The following is a 20,516-nucleotide window of genomic DNA, read 5'->3' on the forward strand; positions in this document are numbered from 1 at the left end:
GTCTTCAATAGTGGCGACGTGCAGACCGTTGACGTCGCTTTGTCCGATCTCGAGGGCGACAACAACGCCTACTATATCGCGGGCGACAGCGCGGGCGAGAGCGGCTGGGCCGTCGGTCAATGGAAATACGTAGTGCCCACGCCCAAGACCTTGGTCTCCATCGCCGCCGAATACACGGGCAGCGATGTGACCGTGGGCAAGAGCGTCTCCAAAGATGATATCACGGTTACGGCCACCTATTCGGACGAAACCTCCGAAGTGGTCACCGAGGATATCACCCTTGACTACGACTCGTCCGAAGTGGCGGAGAACGTCACCGTCACCGTGACCTACGGCGGCAAGACGGCCACCTTCAAAATCAACGTGGTAGCCGCCACGCCCGAATGGACGGCCAGCGAAATCACGCAAATCGTCTATTTCACCAATCCCGACAGCACGGACGTATACGCCTACGTGTGGGTTGGCACGGGCGAAGACAAGCACGAATTGAAAGCGTGGGCGGACAAAGAGCAAGCCAAGTACGAGTCGGATAACGCGTACGGCCAAAAGGTCTACAGCTATACCTTCTCGGTCAGTTACACCAACATTATCTTCGTGTTTGGCGACAAACAAACCGTAGATATCGACCTCACCAAACTTGCCGAGGGCAACAATGCGTACTACGTGGATGGAGACGAAGCCAACGGTGAAGGCAAGTGGGCCGTCGGTCAATGGAAATACGTCGCGCCCACACCCAAGACCTTGGTCTCCATCGCCGCCGAATACACGGGCAGCGATGTGACCGTGGGCAAGAGCGTCTCCAAGGACGATATCGCCGTTACGGCCACCTATTCGGACGAATCGACCGCCGCCGTGACCGACTTCGCCATCGGCGAGTACGATAACACCGCCGCCGGCAACGTCATCGTCACCATTACCTACCAAGAGAAGACCGCCACCATCACCGTGGTCTTCGTCGAGGAAGAGGAAGAACTCACCCGCACCGTCTATTTCACCGACAACTTCAAGTGGGGCAGCGCCAACGGCGGCAAGATCTATGCCTACGTCTTCAAAGGCAAGGCCCCCTATAAAGATTGGCCCGGCGAATTGATGACCTACGTCGAGAATAACTCGGACGAGGACGCCGTATACGGCTACACCTTCTCCACCGAGTACGACACCATCATCTTCTCCAACGGAGACGGCACGCAGACCATCGACATCACGTTGGGTGAGGACAATGCCTACTACTGCTCGGGTTGGAGCGACGGCAGCGTCACCGTAGGCACTTGGAACAGAGCGTAAGCGCTTGCGCTAAGGCAAATAAAGCGAAAAACGACTATTTCTAAAAAGGAGATGGTATTGTGAACAAGAAGATACTAACCATTTTTGTAGCACTCATGCTGGTGTGCGTGTTGGTGTTCGTCTTCGCCGCTTGCGGTGAAAACAAGAACGACACGACCGATCCCGACAACGGGCAGACCTCCACCGACAATCAAGGCGGCGGTCAATCGGGCGCGAATAACGGCACGAACACGGGCACGAACTCGGGTACGAGCACCGGTACGAACACCGGTACGAATTCGGGTACCGGCAACACGTCCGCAGATTTGGTGGCCAAGTACCACATCTATTTCTATACGGGCGCGACGGCCACGCAGGTGGAGACCATTTCGGGCGTCAAAGCGGGCGATCCCATCACCGCTCCCGCCGATCCCATGCTCGCCTACAACCAATTCGACGGCTGGTACACCGACTACGGCACCTACCAAAACAAGTTCGAGTTCGGCACTATGCCCGCCGGCGACGTTTGTCTGTACGCCAAATGGACGTCCACGGTGTCCGAGGGTGAACTCGGCGAGTACGAGCAGGGCTTGGTGGCCAGCAGTCAGGAGGGACACCTCTACATTCACTATCGCCGCTTCGACAGCAAGGCCGAGAGTTACGAGCCCCTCAACCTGTGGGTATGGCCGTACGGCTTCACCGGTAGGGAATTCGATTGGAACCGCGACGCGTCGGGCAAGGTTGTGCTGGACACGGCGGGCGCGATGTGCGACGTAGACCTCACCAAGATCTACAACGACGCGGGCAAGGACGGCAAGCAGGAGTTGCAATTCCTCAAGAACGCGGGCGCCTATACCGCGGGCTCCATCAAGGACCCCGCCAACTATATGGACGAGCGCTTCGGCTTCCTCATCGTCTACAAGGACAGCAAGAATATCGAAGGTTCGCATTGGCGTTCGGACGGCAACGCCGACCAACTCTTCACGGTTCGTGACGCCGTGTGGGACAACGGCAGCATCCATATCTTCTGCGTGCAGGACAACGTCTCCGACTACGTGTTCCACCTCTCCGAGCAAGAGGAGATCGTCAACCCCTACGAGAACGACGACGGCACGCACGTCAGCTACGCCAACGTCAACAGTTCCGAGACCATCAAGGTTCAATACGGCACCAAGATCTTCGACACGGTGTCGGGCGTCGGCTACCAAATCATGGTCAGCAGTTTCGCCGACAGCAACGGCGACGGCATGGGCGACATTCGAGGCATCATCGAGAATTTCGACTACCTCAAGTCCCTCCATATCGACGCGTTGTGGCTCACCCCCATTCAACTCTCGGACAGCTACCACGGCTACGATATCATCGACTACAAGCAGATCGATCCCAAGTTCGGCACCCTTGCCGACTACAAAGAACTGCTCACCTTGTGCCACCAAAACGGCATGAAGGTCATCATGGACTTGGTGCTCAATCACACCTCCACCAACAACGTATGGTTCCAAAAATCCGCCAAAATGGTGGTAGAGGACGGCATCGACTACCGCAGTTACTATCAATGGCGCAATCACACGGTGGAGAAGAATCTTTCGAGCGATTGGTACCCCTACAGCGAGTACAATTACAGCTACTACGGCAAGTTCTCCCCCAGTATGCCCGAACTCAACTACGACTACCAAGGCACGCGTGACGCCATCGCGGACGTGGCCAAGTATTGGTTGGGCATTTTGGGCGACGGTACGGGCGTAGACGGCTTCCGCATCGACGCGGTCAAGCACATCTACATGGCCGACGAAGTGGACAAAGCCCCCGGCGATATCGTCATTTCCGACTACGACCAAGCCACCCAAACCGACTACAGCAGCAACCTTACCAAGAACCTCAACTTCTTCTGCTGGTTCGTCAACCAGATCAAAGCCGAATATCCCAACGCCTATATGGTGGGTGAGAATTTCGACGGCAACGCCTACAACGTCGCGCCTTACTACGAGGCCTACGACGGTATGTTGGACTTCTATATGTACTACAACTTCGGACAGTTGTCTATGTATCCCACGGCCGCGGCGGCCTTGTCGGGCGCCAACAGCGCGGTAGACGCTTCCAACTCTCAACCCAAAGGCGAAAACACCGGCTCTCTCCTGTTCGGCTCTTGGTGCTATCCCGGCGTGTTGGATACGCAGGAGCGTTACAGTCAGGCCGCGACGGGCAGTCGCGACGTAATGGGCAGTCTGTTCTCGTCCAACCACGACATTCCCCGTCTGGTCAACAACTGCGTGCGCGACGACCTCGGCAACGGCAAGTGGCAGGCGGGTACGGTCAGCGCTTCCAATAGCGGCAGGGCGCAACTCTACGCCAAAGCCGTCTTGGGCGCCATGATGACCATGCCCGGCATCAGCTGGATTTACTACGGCGACGAGATCGGCATGAGCAGCAACTATCTCGCGGGGCAGAACGCCCAAAGCCCCCACGTGGATAGGCAATACCGTCAACCCTTCAAGTGGACCACCAAGGATTGGGACGAAGCGGGCGGTAGCCGATACATCACCCACTTCAGCATCTCGGGCGACGAGACCTATTGGGTGGAGTGGGACGCCTACAATACCCAGCTGGCGGGCGTAGCCGAGCAACAGGCGGATCCCAATTCCTACCTCAACTACGTCAAGTATTGGACGGATAAGAAATCCACCGACGACGTCCTGCGCTTCGGCTCGTACGAATTTATTCGCGCTTGGGGCAACCAAGCCGCGCAACTTCTCTCGTTCAAGCGCACCTACAACGGCACGACCTACTGGTGCCTGACCAACTTCGGCACGGACAACGCGGACGTGTCTTCCATGGTCAATACGGGCTCCGTCAAGTATGCCCAAGGCTTGAGCGGCGGTTCCTTGGCGGGCGGTTGCACCCTCGTCATCAAGGTGAACTGATGGAGGCGATATGAAAACGCGTAGAGTTTTAACGATTCTATTGGCTATCCTGTTGGTGGCGGTCGTTGCGGTCACGTTGTTCGCGTGCAAAGACAAGACCAAGCCCAACGAGGATACGCCGAGCAATAATACGGGCAATACCGATACTCCCGGCGGCAATACCGACACCCCCGGCGGCAACACCGATCCCTCTGGTGGCAACACCACGCCCGGCGGCAATACCGACGTGGATACGTCCATCTCCGTACCCACGGGGCTTGCGGTCAGCGGTAGCAAAGCCAGTTGGAAGCGCGTGACGGGCGCCAACTTCGAGTTGGAAGTCAACGGCACCGTCATCAACGTAGGCAACGCCATCAACTACGATTTGCTCAATATGACCAATCCCCCCGCCGACGGCAAGTTCACCTTGCGCGTGCGCGCTACCAAAGACGGTAAAGCGAGCGCGTGGAGCGAGGCGGTCACCTTCACCTATGTAGCGGTGCAGGTGGTCAATCCCACCGTCACGGGGCTTACGGGCACCACGATGACCTGGACGGCGTCTTCCAACGCCCTCTATCCCTTGGTCACCGTCGGCACCACCGAGTACAAATTGGCGGCGGACGCCACTTCCTACGACCTTGCTTCGGTCGCGGCGAAGAGCGACGTCACCCTGACCTACGTAGCGGACGGGGTCTACTACAAGAATAGCGCCACCGTGCGCCTTACCTACGATCCCGCCACCGCCACCTTGGCCTACGCCGCACCCGCGAAGGCCTATATGGTGGGCGAAGTGTTGCGCTTCGACAAGGTAGAGGGCGCCAACGCCTACTACTTCCAAGACGTGCAAGGCCGTATCACGGCTTTGACGGGCGAGGAGATCAACGACCTCGCCAACGACCGCTTTGCGCACCTGCTCATCAAACAAATGTGGGCGGGCAACACCGACTTGGGCATTGCGGACTCCGCGCCTGTCGAGATCACCTATTTCGAGGGCGACGAGAGCGATCCCTTCCTCGTCAAGGATGTTTCCGACCTTCGTTATATCGAGTATTACGAGGCCGTGGCGCAGACCACGGGTGTCGTCTACCACTACAAGTTGGCGGCGGACGTCACCTTCGAGGACTATACGCCCAAGAACGACGAGGAGTACAGCAACTTCTACAATCTGGGCAGTTTCTCGGGCGTTTTGGACGGAGACGACCACTCGCTCAAGAACGTCGTCGTCTACTACAAAGACGGCTATTCGTCCATCTTCGACAATATCACCGAGACGGGCGTTATCCGCAATATCAACATAGAGAATACCAAGTGGCGCACCTGGACCAACCGCACCAACGACGGCATTATGCACGAGAAGGGCGGCGAGGTGGCCGTCTTGGCCTACACCAACCGCGGCACCATCGAGGGCGTCAACCTCATGTCGGGCGCCATCACGGCGGCCAAGGACGGCGCGGCGGGCTTGGTGAGCATCAACCGCGGTGTCATTCGCAACTGCACCGTCGGTGAAGCGGTCACCGTCACGGGCGTCAACGAAGTGGGCGCCATCGCCATCTACAACGCGGGCACCATCGAGGGTTGCGTCAACCACGCCACCGTCAAGGGCTCCATGTCCGTGGGCGGCATCGTCGGCCGCAACGCCGGTCTCGTCACCAAGTGCGGCAACGACGGCGCGGTCTCGGGCGACAACACCGTGGGCGGTCTGGTCGGCTACAACTACAACGTCAAGGACGTTGACGGCGGTATGCAATACGACACGATGGTCAGCCTGTCCTACAACAAGGGCACGGTCACGGCGTTCCGCAATGCGGGCGGCTTGGTCGGTCGCAACGGTTCCACGGGTGCCAACGAGTTGGGCGGCAACCGCATGAGCGAGAGTTACGCCAACGCGGGCGTCTTCGGTTGCTACAACCAGGGCGACGTGTCGGGCGCGTTCTCCACGGGCGGCCTTATCGGTGAAAACCGCGCCTACAACGAGACGGGCGAGGGCTATCGGTTCGGCGTCTTCGGTTGCTACTCTTCGGGCGACGTGCAAGCCGTGGATTGCAACGTATTGTATTTCGTCAATACCAAGGGATGGGGCGCCGTGTACGCCTACGCTTGGAACGACGAGAGCAAGACAAACGACGGTGCGTGGCCCGGCAATCAATGCGTCGAGGTAGGCACCAACGAATATGGGCAGGCCATCTGCGCCGTGGTCGTTTCCTCGGCGTGCGATATGGTCATCTTCAACGACGGCGGCGACAACAAGACCGCTGATATCGCTTTTACCACGTTGCGGAACGGCTTTTATCTCAACGACGACGGCTCGTACGGCAACTACGCCTACGACGGCAGTCACGGCAGATACAATATGACTTTGGGCTACCTCACCGGCTACAACAACGCCGTTTCGGATTGTTACTACGCGGTGTGGACCGAGTGTTCGTACGTCACGGTGGGCGGCACCGAGACTTCCGTCGAGCAGCTTTCCGTCACTACCGACAGGCAAGCCATGACGGCGAAACTCAACGCGGCGGTGGGCGCTACGGCGTTCGCCACGACGGACGGCTACCCCGTGTTGGCATGGGAATTACAGGATTAGGAGGCAAAAAATGAAGAAAAAACTATTTTTTGTGCTGATGATATGTGTGCTGGCGGCCATCGTCGCCGTCTCCTTTACGGGCTGTAAAGGCGACAAGTTGCCCAGCGTACGCAATTTGAACGTCACCGACGACGGCTATCTCTCGTGGGGTGCAGTCGAGGGCGCGGACGGCTACGTCATCTATTTCAACGACAACGAGGCCGACCGTTTCTACCTCACCAACACCTACATCTCCATCGACGAGCCCGAGATCAAGAGCGTGTTGAAGAGCGGTCAAAAGAACAACGTCTACATTCGTGCGGTCACCTTGGACAGCAAGAAATTGCCCGCCAAGACCTCCGACCGTAGCAAGATCATCTTCAACTACTCCCGCAAGTTGGCCACCCCCAACAAGATCAAGATGAGCAAAGAGCGCTTCTCTTGGCGTGGCGTGACGGATGCGGAGGACTACAAGGCCTATGTCCGCCGCTCGGGTGAGACCACGGGCACTTTGTACGATATGACGTGGGTCACGGGCACCGCTTCGGTCACGGGCACCATCAACGACCTTGCGGACGGCAATATGTACTACGTTTCCATCGTCGCCACCGCCGAGGGCTACGAGTCGAGCGATCCTTCGGACGAAGTTCCCTACGATCGCACCGCGACCAACGTCAGCGACCTCACCTACACGGCGTATGCGGGCACGGCTTCGGCCACGATGGGCGTGGACTTCGAGGACGCCGCTTTGATGGTTGCCACCGTCACCGCCGCCGAGGGCGCGGAGTTCCGCGTGTCGGATAGCACGGGCAAGGCCTACACGGTCTCCACCGCCACGGCCGCCAACGCCGGCGACTACGTGCTGACGCTCAACACCAATTCGGGCAACGTCACCGTATCGGCCATCGCTTCCTATTATATCTACGTCAACGGCGACGCGGGCACCAAACTCGCGTTCAACGCCGCGACGGGCGTCTATACCGTCAACGTCACGTTGAAGGACGGCGACAACTACGTCGTCAAGAACGGTGCGGGCGAGCTCGTCACCACCTACACGGACGACAGTGCCAACCAAGGCTCGTCCGTCACCGCCGGCAGTTACGCCATTCGCGTGGACAAGGACGCCAAAGTGAGCGTCAGCAAGGGCGCTTCCGCCGACACGGGCGAGAGCAAACCCGTCTCGCGCGACGGACAATGGGCGGTCACCTTTGACTACAACTACGAGGGCGCACCCGCCGCTTTGGTGGAATACGCCACCGACGGTCGTCCCGTTCCCACTCCCGCCGAGCCTTTGCGCGCGGGCTACAAGTTCGAGGGCTGGTTCGCCGACAGTTATTGCCTCATCGAGGCGGCGTTCGGCAAGAAGCAGAGCAACTTCGCCATCACTTGTCCCACCACCTTGTACGCCAAGTGGACGGTTGACAGTACGGCGGTCGTCGAGCACACCACCCACGAGGATACCAACGGCGACGGCAAGTGCGACGTGTGCGGCAAGACCATCGCCACCGTATGCACCGATCACGTAGACGCCAACGGCGACGGCAAGTGCGACGTGTGCGGCGCTACGGTCACCACCAACAAGTGCACCAAGCATATCGACCGCAACGGCGACAAGAAGTGCGACAACTGCGGCGCGCTCATCGAGAGCAGCGTCACCGTGGACACCAAGGGCACCATCTACTTCGACGTGTCCGCCGAGGACGTGGCTTGGTTCACCGCCGACAACGCCGTCCTCAATATGCACGTTTGGTACGCCGACGGCACCAACAACGGCTTCCCCGGCCCCAAGATGACTTACAACAGCGCGTTGGGCTACTACGAGGCCGAGTATTACACCAACCGCGTCGTCAAGGGCGTGCTGTTCACGCGCAACAATCCCACGCTCAATCCCCAAGAGGGCGAGCAGACCGAGTGGAACCGAGTGGAACTCACCGACTTCACCTTCGACGCCAATCGTCCCGTGTACAAGCTTCTCAGCTATTACAAGAACGAGGAGACGGGTTACACCACCTCTACGGGCGCTTGGATCAAGGTGGGTGAGCAAATCAACGTCAAGGGCGACGGCAAACTGTACGTCGACTTCCGCGATATCAGTTGGTTTACGGATGCCGGCGCGGACGTGCGCGCGTATATATGGTACACGGACGGCACCGACAACGGCGCCTACCCCGGCAAGGCCGTTACCTACACGACGGACGCTTCCTCCAAGCGTTATTCGGCCTACGTGGACTACTTCACCGACAAGACCGTCGCGGGCGTCATCTTCACTCGCAACGATCCCGCCACGGGCACCGAGTGGAACAAGATAGAGTTGCAGGGCGAGGGCTTCGTCTTCAATCCCGCCTTGCCCGCCTACCGCGTCACCGCGTTGGGCGCCATCTTCGAGGGCTATTGGGAGAGCGAGGCGGACGCTTTGGCGTCTCCCACCGATTACGGCAGCATCGAGGATGAGGACGGCGACAAGACCGCCTACTTCTATCTCGATATGTCCGCCGTCACTTGGTTCGGCGACAACGATCCCGTCGTCAAGGCGCGCATCGTCTACGCGGACAACACCGTCAACGCCAAGGGCGGCGAAGTGGCCGCGATGGACGGCAATCTCTTCAAGTGGGGCTACAACGGCGCCAAAGTCGTCAAGAGCATCACCATCTTGCGTTGCGCCCCCGCTACGGGCGACGTGTGGAACAGCTTCGACGTGTCCCTGTCTTCGGACGCCACCAAAGAGATCATCGTCGTCGGCAGTCTTACGGATACCGCGGTCTATACCTACGCGGATAAGGATGCTTCGGGCGATCCCGTAGTCGTCACCACCCGCACGGTCTACTTCACCGACAACTACAAGTGGGTAGACAACGGCGGCAAGATCTACGCCTACGTCTTCAAGCGCGCCAACAATTCCTTTATGACGCAGTGGCCCGGCAACTTGTGCGATTATGCCTACAACAACGACAACAACGAGGCCGTCTACAGCTTCACCTTCCTTGCCGAGTACGACACCATCGTCTTCTCCAACGGCAACGGTGCGCAGACCGTGGACGTCGCCCTCGGCGAGCACAACGGCTACTACCTCACGGGCGACAACAGCCCCTACGGCGTAGGCACTTGGGACAAAGAGAGCGGCGGCGCGGAGCCTCCCGCCACCAAGACCTTGTCCTCCATCTCCGCCACCTACACGGGCGGCAACGTGACCGTGGGCAATGATCCCGCCCTTGCGGACTTCACCGTGATCGCCACCTACAGTGACGACACCACCGCGCCCATCACCACGGGCTTCACCCTTTCGGGCTACGACAAGACCCAAGCGGGCGCGCAGACGGTCACCGTCACCTACGAGGGCAAGACGGACACCGCATCGGTCACCTTCGTCGCGGCACCCGCGTGGGACGGCGTTATCACCATTGACGTTTCGGGTGTGGATTGGTTTGAAAACGACGGTTGCGTCGCCTACGTTTACGTATGGTACACGGATGCCACCAACAACGGCTGGGTGACCACCGACAATGCGGCCGCGCACAAAGCGACGCGCACCGCCGCCTTTACCTACACGTTCCAGACGGATACGGCCAAGGCCATTGAGGGCGTCATCGTCATTCGCGGCACGGCCGACGGCTCCACTTTGTACAATAAGTCGGGCGATTTGACCGACAACGGTACGCACAACATTGCAGTAAGTAGTATGGAAGACTACAACTGATAGAGAACAAAAAAGGAGAAACAAATTATGAAGAGTAAGTTTCTTAAAGCAATCGTAATCGTAATGGCAGTAGTTATGTTGGCCACCTTCGCGGCTTGCACGCCCGAGATCATCTACTACTTGGACGCGACCGAAGGCGGCAACGCGGGCGGCAACCTCAACGGGGGCGGCTCGGGCAACGCGGGCGGCGAGCAGGGCGGCTCGAATAACGCGGGCGGCAACACCACGCCCGCCGTCATCGAGGACACCACGGGCGACGGCACCACCTACGACTTGCGCGTATGGTGCGCCGAAGAGGACGTGGATATGATATGGGAGATGCTGTACGCCTACGCCGACAAGTACAAGGACAACACCTACAAGTGGACGGTGGAGAAGCAGGGCGAAGACATCGTTTCGGCTTCCGTTCTGCGCGATCCCGACGCGGCCGCGGACGTGTTCTCGTTCGCCAACGACCAGTTGGGCAATCTTTTGAACCAAAACGCCCTGACCGAGATCCCCACCGCGTACACCGCGCAGATCGACAGTCAGATCGAGGTGGCGCGCACGGCCTGTATGAGCAACAGCAAATACTACGCCATTCCCTATAACTACGAAAACGTCTTCTTGTACTACAACAAGTCTTTGGTCACGCCCGAGCAGGTCAGGAGTTTGGAGACCTTGCTGGACGCGTCCATCGCGGGCGTCAAGTTCAACTTGGGCATCGACATGGCCGACAGCTACTACACCACCGCGTTCCTCTATACCGCGGGCGTGGAGATCTTCGGCGCGCAAGGCAACGATCCCAATTCCATCGACTTCACCAGCGATACGGCGTATCCCGCGGCCAAGAAAGCTTGCGAGTATATCGCTTCTCTCAACAAGAAGACCAAGCTTGGCTCCGTTGCCAAGGCCGACCAATACGCGGCGCTCAAAAATAAAAACGTCGCGGCCATGGTCAGCGGTCCCCACATGATTTCGCAATTCAAGGACGCCTTGGGCGACAACTTCGGCGTGGCCATGCTGCCCACCATTCGTTTCGCGGGCGAGAGCACGGATTCCCAACTTATCAGTTTCTCGGGCGTCAAGATGTACGGCGTCACCCGTAAGTCCACCGACGTGCGCTCGCAAAAGGCCACCAACGAGGCCATCAAGTTGGCCGCCTACCTCGCCAACGCCGACAACCAGCAGGTGCGTTTGGACGAGCGTGAGTTCTGCCCCACCGACGAGGATCTGTTCGAGACCGCCATCGAGTCGGGCATCGACACCGTCGAGGTCGTGGTCAACCAAAGCGAGTACTGCAAGTTGAAACCCGGTCTTATCGAAATGAGCAACTATTGGGAGAATATGGCGGCCTTCCTTCTGGGCGTCTACAAACTGAGTTACAAAGAGAGCGAGTGGAAAGGCGAACTCCAAAAGATAGAAGCCAAACTCAAATAAAGCGAGGGTGTGAACTATGGCTGCATTTTTTCAAAAACTATTTGCAAAGATTAAGAATTTCTTTGTAAGGTTGGGAAAGAAGATAGCGTCGTTCTTCCGCAATTTGCCCCAAAACTTCGTCAAGTTGTGCAAACGCGTGGGTTTTGGGATACGCGATTGGTTCGTGAAGTACGCCACTATGTTCCGCGAGGGTGACGTAGGCGTCAAACTGAGCTATATCTTCATGGGCTCGGGCGCTTTCGCGCACAAGCAGATCGCCAAGGGCATTGCCTATTTGGGCGTCGAACTATTGTTTATCTTCTATATGATATTCAACGGCGCGGGCGCCATTCGCGGCTTCTTCACCTTGGGTACCGACTTTACCTACAATATGCACTACCTCAACGAGGGCGGCGAGACCACTCCCGTCGCGGGCGACAACTCCATGTTGATGCTCCTCTTCGGCGTGGTGGCCATTTTGGTCGTCATCGCGTTTGCGGTAATGTATTTCGCCAACATTCGTTCGGCGTACGAAGCGTATGAGAATTCGGTGGTAGGACGCAAACTTCCCACCTTCAAGGACGACTTGATGGCGCTTTTCGACAACAAGTTCTATATCGTGTTGTTGACCTGCGCCTTGGTGGGCGTCATCGCCTTTACGGTGCTGCCCCTCATCTTCATGATCCTCATCGCTTTCACCAACTACGACCAATATCACACGGCCACGGGCGGTTTCGATTGGGTCGGCTTGCAGAACTTCGGCAACTTGGTGGGCGGCACGGGCCTTTCCACCACCTTCTTCCCCGTCTTGGGGTGGACGTTGCTGTGGGCGTTGTGCGCCACTTTCCTCAACTACTTCCTGGGCGTCGCGTTGGCGCTACTCATCAACAAGAAAGGATTGAAAGGCCAAAAGGTGTGGCGTACCTTCTTCGTCCTCACCATCGCCATTCCCCAGTTCGTCAGCCTTTTGTTGATGCGCTCGGCGTTAGGTCCCTTCGGCCCCGTTATGCAACTCTTCGGCAAGACGGGCTTCAACCTCTTCGACAACACCAATTGGGCGCGTTTCGTGGTCATTATGGTCAACCTGTGGGTGGGCATTCCCTATAGTATGCTCATCACCTCGGGTATCTTGATGAACATACCCGCCGACTTGTACGAGTCGGCCCGCATAGACGGCGCGGGCAAACTGACGATGTTCCGCAAGATCACCTTGCCCTACATTATGTTCGTCACCGGCCCCTACCTCATCACCCAATTCATCGGCAATATCAACAACTTCAACGTCATATTCCTGTTGACGGGCGGCGGTCCCTTCGGCGAAGCCGGCTATTCGGACGGCGCGGGCGGCACGTCGCTATTGGTTACTTGGTTGTATACCATGACGGGCAACGGCAACTACAAGCTGGCGTCTACTTTGGGTATATTGACCTTTATCGTCTGTTCGATCGTGTCCCTTATCACCTATCGCAACAGTTCCGCTAGCAAAAACGAGGAGGATTTCCAATAATGAGTGCATTAGTTACTACAAAGAAAACCTCGAGTATCAAACGCAAAAAGATCATCGGCAACACCACCACCTATACGGTGCTGACCATTTTGTCCATCATTTGGATTATTCCTTTGGTGTGGATGATCATTCAATCCTTCGCCGGTCCCGAGGGCAGTTATCAATCGGGCAGTCTGTTCCCCTCGTCCTTTAGTTTCTATTGGTACGGCAAACTGTTCACCGACACCAACTACCCCTATTGGCGTTGGTTCCTCAACACGTTGCTTATAGCCGCCGTTTGCTTGGTGCTGTCTACGTTCTTCACCATCGCCATGGCGTACGTTATGAGCCGTTACCGCTTCAAGAGCCGCAAGAGATTGCAGTCCATCGGTATGATTTTGGGTATGTTCCCCGGCTTCATGTCCATGGCCGCCATCTACTATATCTTCAAGTCCATCGGCATGGCCGGCAACGTGGAGATTTGGAAGAAGATCATCGCCCTCATTCTCGTCTATTCGGGTTCCGCGGGCTTGGGCTACTACGTGTCCAAAGGTTTCTTCGACACGGTCAGCCGCTCCTTGGACGAGGCGGCCCGCATCGACGGCGCCACCAACGCGCAGGTATTCTTCCGCGTCATCCTTCCCCTCAGCAAGCCCATCATTGTCTACACCGCGTTGATGAGTTTCTTGGGCCCGTGGGGCGACTTCATTTTCTCCAGCTACCTCTTGGGCACGCAGACCGAGGGCTGGACGGTCGCCGTCGGCTTGTACTACATGATCACCAAAGATCCCGTCAACTACTACAATATGTTTATGGCGGGCGCCGTGACCGTGGCCGTACCCATCACCATTCTGTTCTTGTGCTTGCAACGCTACTTCGTCGAAGGTATCACGGGCGGCGCAGTCAAAGGCTAAGAAGGAGGTCGCATGAAAAAGCGTATCACGTTAATTCTACTATTGACCGTGGTGCTGGTCATAGCCGCAGCCTCGGCGTGTGCGGTCGTGTTTGCCTCCGCCGACGAGAACGTCACCATCAAGGTGCACTTCTACAACGGCGACGGGCAGTACGACTACCCCGAGTGGGAGGGCAAGACCAATATCCAATGGGGCTCGTACTATTGGATTGACACCGGCAGGGTCTCGGTCAATTACCTCACCGAAGAGGATCCCGTCGACGATCCCGACCGAGGCGGCTTCTCCCGCAAGATGGGCGACGGCACAGTCAACCACGGCCGTTGCTTCGAGATCAACCTCAACGCGGGCGAGTCCAAGGCGGTTTTGGGCGGCAAGAAGCTCGGTCTTATTATGGTGCGTACCTACAAAGACGAGTTGGGCTATTGGACGCCCTATTGGTGTAGCAACAAAGGCAAAGACTTGTCCGCCGACCGTTATATCGACGTCAAAGGCCTCACCTACGAGGGCGGCGCCTACAACGTCTATATCATCGCGGGCGACAAGAACAACTACACCACCTTGCGGCAGGCCAAGAGCGCGTTCGAGCGCATCGAATCCGCCAACTTCGACGATTTCAACAATCTCATTCTGCAAACCACCAAGCCCATCGACAGCACGACGGACGTCAAGATTTTCAAGGTCACCGATCTCAAGAACGCGCCCGACGGCGAATTGCTCACCACCGTGCACGCGACCACTTTCTGGAACGAAGGTCTCAACGCCAAGGTTTCGGGTTTGGGCTTAGGCGATTCGTTCGATTGGAACGCCGACTACCAGATCCTCATCGAGGACGTGTCGCCCTTCCGTACCAGCGCCACCAAGACCAGGCTTTTCCTCTCGGACAAGTTCAAGTCCGAGTGCGAATTGCCCGCCTCCGAGGAGATGACGCTCGGCGTCACCTACACCAAGGCGCGCACCACCTTCCGCATTTGGGCGCCCATTTCGACCAACGTGGCCGTCAATTTCTACCGCACGGGCAACGAGTTGGATTTCAGCCTCTTGCGCCCGCAGGAAGATATGACGCGCAAGGAGAAGGGCGTGTGGGAGCTGACGGTGGACGAGGACCTCAACGGCGTCTACTACACCTATTCCAACTGGGTTACCTTGGGTGAGCCCGTCGAGACCGTGGACGTATACGCCACCGCGGTGGGCGTCAACGGTATGCGCTCGATGGTGTGCGATCTGTCGGCGACCGACCCCGACGGTTGGGACGAGGATCTCGCCAAGGCCAAGGCCATTCGCAACGACAAGAGCGATACGGGCGTCATTTGGGAAGTCCACGTGCGTGACTTCTCCATCTCGCCCGACAGCGGTATGACCTACAAGGGTATGTATCTCGCGTTCACCGAGCAGGATACCAAGGTCAAAGGCTCCAACCTCAATTCGGGCGTCGCCTATCTCAAAGACTTGGGCGTGTCCTACGTGCATCTCAACCCCGTGTTCGACTTCGCCACGGTGGACGAGGAGTACATCAACAATACCGACTACACGACCAAACAAAATTGGGGTTACGATCCCAAGAACTACAACGTGCCCGAGGGCAGTTACGCCACCGACGCCGACAACGGCGAGGTGCGCATCAAGGAGTTCAAACAGATGGTCGCGGCCTTGCACGACGCGGGCATCGGCGTCATTATGGACGTGGTCTACAACCACACCGCCACCGCCGACAGTTACCTCGAGAAGTCCGTCCCCGGCTACTACTATCGCCAAGCCTTGGACGGCCATTGGAACGGTTCCTCTATGGATTATACGATGGGCACCTTCAACAAGATTGCCTGGACGACCAACAACCTGGGCGCCTACAACTTGTCCGACGGCTCGGGTTGCTCCAACGAAACGGCTTCGGAGCGCGCGATGTTCCGCCGCTATATGGTGGACAGCTTGGTCTATTGGGCCAAGGAGTACCATATCGACGGCTTCCGCTTCGACTTGATGGCCATTCACGACACCACCACGATGCAATCCATTCGCATTGCGTTGAACAACCTCTATGCGGACGGCAACGGGCAGAAGATACTGCTGTACGGCGAGCCTTGGGCCGCCGCCGATTTGGGATTGGACGGTGCCAAGAGTGCGGGCTTCGACAGCTTGGACGACCAAGAGATGCTGGGCATTCGCGTCTTCAACTCGTCCATTCGCGAGGGCGTCAAGGGCGACAACGGTTGGGGCGACAGAGCGCCCAGCCAAGGCTATGTGCAAGGCAATTACGGCGAGCAGGACCGCATCAAAGCGGGGCTCAACGGTTACATTGCCGGGCAGAAGGGCGGCAACAGTCACGCCATCAACTACACCACGTCGCACGACAACTACACCTTGTGGGACCAACTCATCGTCACCACGGTGGGCGAGCGCACGCCGACTCTATACACCGAGCCCAACAACGTCCTTATCCGCAAGAATATGATGGCCGCCACCTTCATTATGACGGGCAGAGGTATGTCTTTTATGCTTGCGGGAGAGGAGATTGGTCGCACCAAGTACGGCAATCACAACAGCTACAACGCGCAGGACAAGGTCAACGCCTTCGACTACAACCGTCAAAAGGAGTTCGCGGCGTTGTACGATTGGTACAAAGGGCTTATCGCCTTGCGCAACGCGTTCCCGTCCTTCGCCAGAGGCAGTCGCGAGGCCACCATCTATTCGGCGGGCGCGGACGACGGTTGCATCTGCTATCTCTTCGACAAAGAGGGGGCGGACGCCTACAACCGCGTCTACGTTCTCACGAACCCCCGCGCCTTCTCGCAGACTTTGGCTATCGAGGGGAATTGGCAGGTCTTGGCCGACGAAAACGGATTCCATACAGGCACTATGCAAGCGGCTTCGGGCAGCGTGACCTTACCCGCTTTCAGCACATACATTTTGGTTCAATAATTAGAGAGGTATTATTATGGCAAGTTTAAGTTTGAAACATATCTACAAAGTTTACGACGGTGGCGTCAAAGCCGTGAACGACTTTTGCATGGAGATAGAGGACAAGGAGTTCATCGTCTTCGTCGGTCCTTCGGGTTGCGGCAAGTCCACCACCCTCCGTATGATCGCGGGCTTGGAAGAGATCACCGCGGGCGAGTTGATGATCGGCGACGAAGTGGTCAACGACGTGGAGCCCAAGGATAGAAATATCGCCATGGTGTTCCAAAACTACGCCCTGTATCCCCACATGACCGTCCGCGAGAACATGGCCTTCGCTTTGAAACTCCGCAAGGATTTGAGCGAAGAGGAGATCAACGATTTGGTCGAAAAGGCGGCCAAACGGTTGGATATCGCCCAATTCCTCGACCGCAAGCCCCGCGCCTTGTCGGGCGGCCAACGTCAGCGTGTTTCGTTGGGCCGTGCCATCGTGCGTAACCCCAAGGTGTTCTTGCTGGACGAGCCTTTGTCCAACTTGGACGCCAAACTCCGTGCGCAGATGCGTACCGAGATCTCCAAGTTGCACAAGGATCTGGCCACCACCTTCATCTACGTCACCCACGACCAGGTCGAGGCCATGACCATGGGTACCCGCATCGTCGTCATGAAGTTGGGCGTCGTGCAGCAGATCGACACCCCCAAGAACTTGTACGACTATCCCGGCAACAAGTTCGTCGCGGGCTTCATCGGCACGCCGCAGATGAACTTCTTCGACGCCACCCTCAAACATATCAGCGAGGACAAAGTCGAGGTCACCTTCGCCAACGACCGCAAGATCGTCATTCCCGCCGAGTGCGTGGTCAAAGCCAAGAGCAAATATTTGGACGGCGAGACCGTGGTCACGATGGGCATTCGTCCCGAGGACATTCACTTCGAAGAGGACTACGTGGCCGCCCATCCCGACACCGCGTTGGAGACCAATATCGGCATCATCGAGGCCTTGGGCAGCGAGTCCATCGTCTACTGCGAGTTGGATCCCGAGAGCACCAAGTCCATCTCGGACAGCACCACCCGCCTGGTCCTCAAAGTGGATCCGCGCGTCAGCCTATCCATCGACCAACCCATCAAGGTAGCCTTGGATCCCACCCGCATTCATTTGTTCGACAACGAGACCGAACTCAGCATCATGCCCCGCATTCCCGACGTCAACGTGTTGGACGGCTCGGTCAAAGGCGGCGTCGCCGATATCGCGGGCGTCAAGTTCCATCTGCCCGAGGCGCTTGCCTTGGCCGACGGCAAGTACACCTTCACCATTCCTTCGGACGCGTTCCGCTTCGACCACGTCAAGGCCGCCGAGGAGATCGCCGAGGGCGATCCCAAGTACACCGTGCCCTTCGACAACGTGGATCCCAAGTACGCCAAAAAGGCCTTCCAAGGCGCCGTTATGCCCCTTCCTTCGGCCGAATACGACTATGACGACAACGTCTTCGGCGAGAAAGTGACCGTGCCCGTCAAGGCCGTGGAGACCATCGGCAAGACCAAACTTCTGCGCATTATGTTCGGCAAAGAGAGCGTGTTCGCCATCGCCCCCGCCGAGACCGAGGATGGTATCACTTCCATCGTCACCGACGTCGATTGGAAAAAGGTGAGCGTGGTCGCCGCCGACGGCACCGAGACCGCCGCGTTGAACCTCTTCAACGTCCTGCATGGCAAGTTGCTCAAAGAGCGCACGGGTGCCAAGACCTACAACTTCGGCTTGGACATCGCGGACAAGATCTTCTATTCCACCGAATACGTGCAGCAAAAACTCTTCAACGCCGCAGGCCGCAAGGTCTTCGACATCAAGTTGGACGTGGACTTCACGCCCTACAACGTCAAGATCGCTTCGGACGGCATCGCCGCCACCGTCAACGCCGTCAAGAACTTCGGCGCCGAGTCCTTTGCCGAGTGCCAAGTGGGCGCAGACGTCGTCAACGTCTACCTGCGCGCCGAGGATGCCGCCGTCAAAGCGGGCGACAGCGTGCGCTTGGCGTTGAATATCCCCGCGTTGGGCGTCGTCGAAGCCGATCGCGGCATTCGCGTCATCTAATCGACGAATGCAAAATAGATGGCGGAGATTTGTTCTCCGCCATCTATTTTTATATACGCAACTCTTTTTTATTTTGTATATTGGAACTCTTTTTCACGGATTGCCTCTTCCGCGTTTTATCATCAATATGATTTATTGATTACCACTTATTACGAAAGATTTATTGATTATCACTTATTACGATATATAATATTGCCACGTATTACGATATAAAAAAGATAGTCACTCGTTACGATATAAAAAGCGGCGGGGCCGTCTTGGCCTCGCCGCCGTCTTGTTTTGCGTCAGCCGACTATCGCACCGACTATGGCCACAATGCCGCGCACAAGCCCCAAAATGACGAAAGGAAGCACGAGGTAGGCGGCCAGGGAATGTTTGCCGATGATGAGCACCGGCCCCAACGCCTTCGGCGGATAGATCCGCTTGCATTTGGTCTTGCGGTCGGGGTAGAGAAACTTGCCCAGCACGCCGCCCGCCAAGAACCACCCGAGGTGGGGCAACAAGGGCTCGAAGTTTTGCGGGGACAAATCTCTTGCGTGGTTGTTATAGACCATCAGGGCGAGAAAGTCGTTGTTGACGTAGGCGTTATCAACGATGTAATGCTTGTAGTAGAAGGTCAAACCGATGACGATGAGCGCCACGCCCAGGTAGCCGCGCAACCAATAGGGGCACTTGACGAGGTCGAGGATCCACCAGAAGGTAAAACATATCGTCAATACGGCGATGATATTGAAAATCAATGTAGCCGTCACCAACTGGGGCCAAACGATATGCAGTACGGCGTATCCGCCCATAAATAGGGCGCAGAGTATCCAAAACTTGAATACGCGATGGAAGCGACTGCGGGTAAAACTGCTGTTCATACCCGACATAAACGCGATAAGCCACAACCCAAAGGGTTGCATCGCGCTTCGCACCGCGCTGTCGCAGTACAGCCCCGCCACGTGTTTCAGCCATTCGCCCACCACGGTATAAGAGGGAATCAACGCCTCTTTCGTGCCGTAGGTACAGCAATGGTCCAACGTCACCGCAATGAGAATGATGCCGCGCATCACGTCCAATTCCCATGCGCGCGGATTGCGACCGGGCACGTTGTAGGTGAAGTAACGCTTGATTCTTTGTCCCAAACGCACGAAAAACAAGCCCACGGGGTTGGGCTTCCGTTTGGCGGGACGACTGTTGACGTCCGCTTTTTCGCGCACTACGGCGTCCAAATCCACCTTTTGCGGCGTATAGACCGCCGCTTCGGTCGTTTGGGGTTGTCCTTCGTGAACGCTCGTTACAAATCCTTGTGTGTCCATTTTCAACAAAGGTACGCGGCGA

General features: G+C 57.3%; 10 protein-coding genes. 9 read left to right on the forward strand and 1 reads right to left on the reverse strand.

Annotation, left to right across the window (positions count from 1 at the left end; translation table 11 throughout):
• The 9 genes from II896_03960 to ugpC all read left to right on the forward strand — a co-directional run.
• A partial coding sequence (locus II896_03960; GenBank protein MBQ4443799.1) for a starch-binding protein occupies window positions 1-1,284 on the forward strand: 1,284 nt, incomplete at its 5' end.
• A 59-nt stretch (window positions 1,285-1,343) separates the two neighbouring features.
• Complete coding sequence (locus II896_03965) at window positions 1,344-4,184, forward strand: InlB B-repeat-containing protein (protein ID MBQ4443800.1); 2,841 nt, start codon at window positions 1,344-1,346, stop codon at window positions 4,182-4,184.
• Window positions 4,185-4,194: 10 nt separating this feature from the next.
• Window positions 4,195-6,744 (forward strand): starch-binding protein, encoded by a 2,550-nt coding sequence (locus II896_03970; GenBank protein MBQ4443801.1) that lies wholly within the window; start codon window positions 4,195-4,197, stop codon window positions 6,742-6,744.
• A gap of 10 nt (window positions 6,745-6,754) precedes the next feature.
• A complete protein-coding gene (locus II896_03975) occupies window positions 6,755-10,417 on the forward strand; it encodes a starch-binding protein (GenBank protein MBQ4443802.1) in 3,663 nt (1,220 codons plus the stop codon).
• Window positions 10,418-10,444: 27 nt separating this feature from the next.
• Entirely contained in the window at window positions 10,445-11,836 is a 1,392-nt protein-coding gene (locus II896_03980; GenBank protein MBQ4443803.1) for an extracellular solute-binding protein, read from the forward strand.
• A 16-nt stretch (window positions 11,837-11,852) separates the two neighbouring features.
• On the forward strand, window positions 11,853-13,322 hold the full coding sequence (locus II896_03985; GenBank protein MBQ4443804.1) for a sugar ABC transporter permease: 1,470 nt from the start codon (window positions 11,853-11,855) through the stop codon (window positions 13,320-13,322).
• Window positions 13,322-14,215 carry a sugar ABC transporter permease gene (locus II896_03990; protein ID MBQ4443805.1) on the forward strand — a complete coding sequence of 298 codons (894 nt, stop codon included), beginning with the start codon at window positions 13,322-13,324 and terminating at the stop codon, window positions 14,213-14,215. The genes II896_03985 and II896_03990 overlap by 1 nt, the downstream gene beginning before the upstream one ends.
• A 12-nt stretch (window positions 14,216-14,227) precedes the next feature.
• The gene (locus II896_03995) at window positions 14,228-17,128 is read left to right on the forward strand and encodes a hypothetical protein (GenBank protein MBQ4443806.1); all 2,901 of its coding nucleotides are present in this window, start codon (window positions 14,228-14,230) and stop codon (window positions 17,126-17,128) included.
• 16 nt (window positions 17,129-17,144) lie between these two features.
• A complete protein-coding gene (gene ugpC / locus II896_04000; GenBank protein MBQ4443807.1) occupies window positions 17,145-19,193 on the forward strand; it encodes a sn-glycerol-3-phosphate ABC transporter ATP-binding protein UgpC in 2,049 nt (682 codons plus the stop codon).
• A 284-nt stretch (window positions 19,194-19,477) separates the two neighbouring features.
• On the opposite strand, the gene II896_04005 is transcribed toward ugpC, so the two are convergent.
• Window positions 19,478-20,494 (reverse strand): DUF1624 domain-containing protein, encoded by a 1,017-nt coding sequence (locus tag II896_04005; GenBank protein MBQ4443808.1) that lies wholly within the window; start codon window positions 20,492-20,494, stop codon window positions 19,478-19,480.
• Between the last annotated feature and the right edge of the window lie 22 nt (window positions 20,495-20,516).

This window comes from Clostridia bacterium (assembly GCA_017394805.1).
GTDB lineage: Bacteria > Bacillota > Clostridia > Christensenellales > CAG-1252 > RUG14300.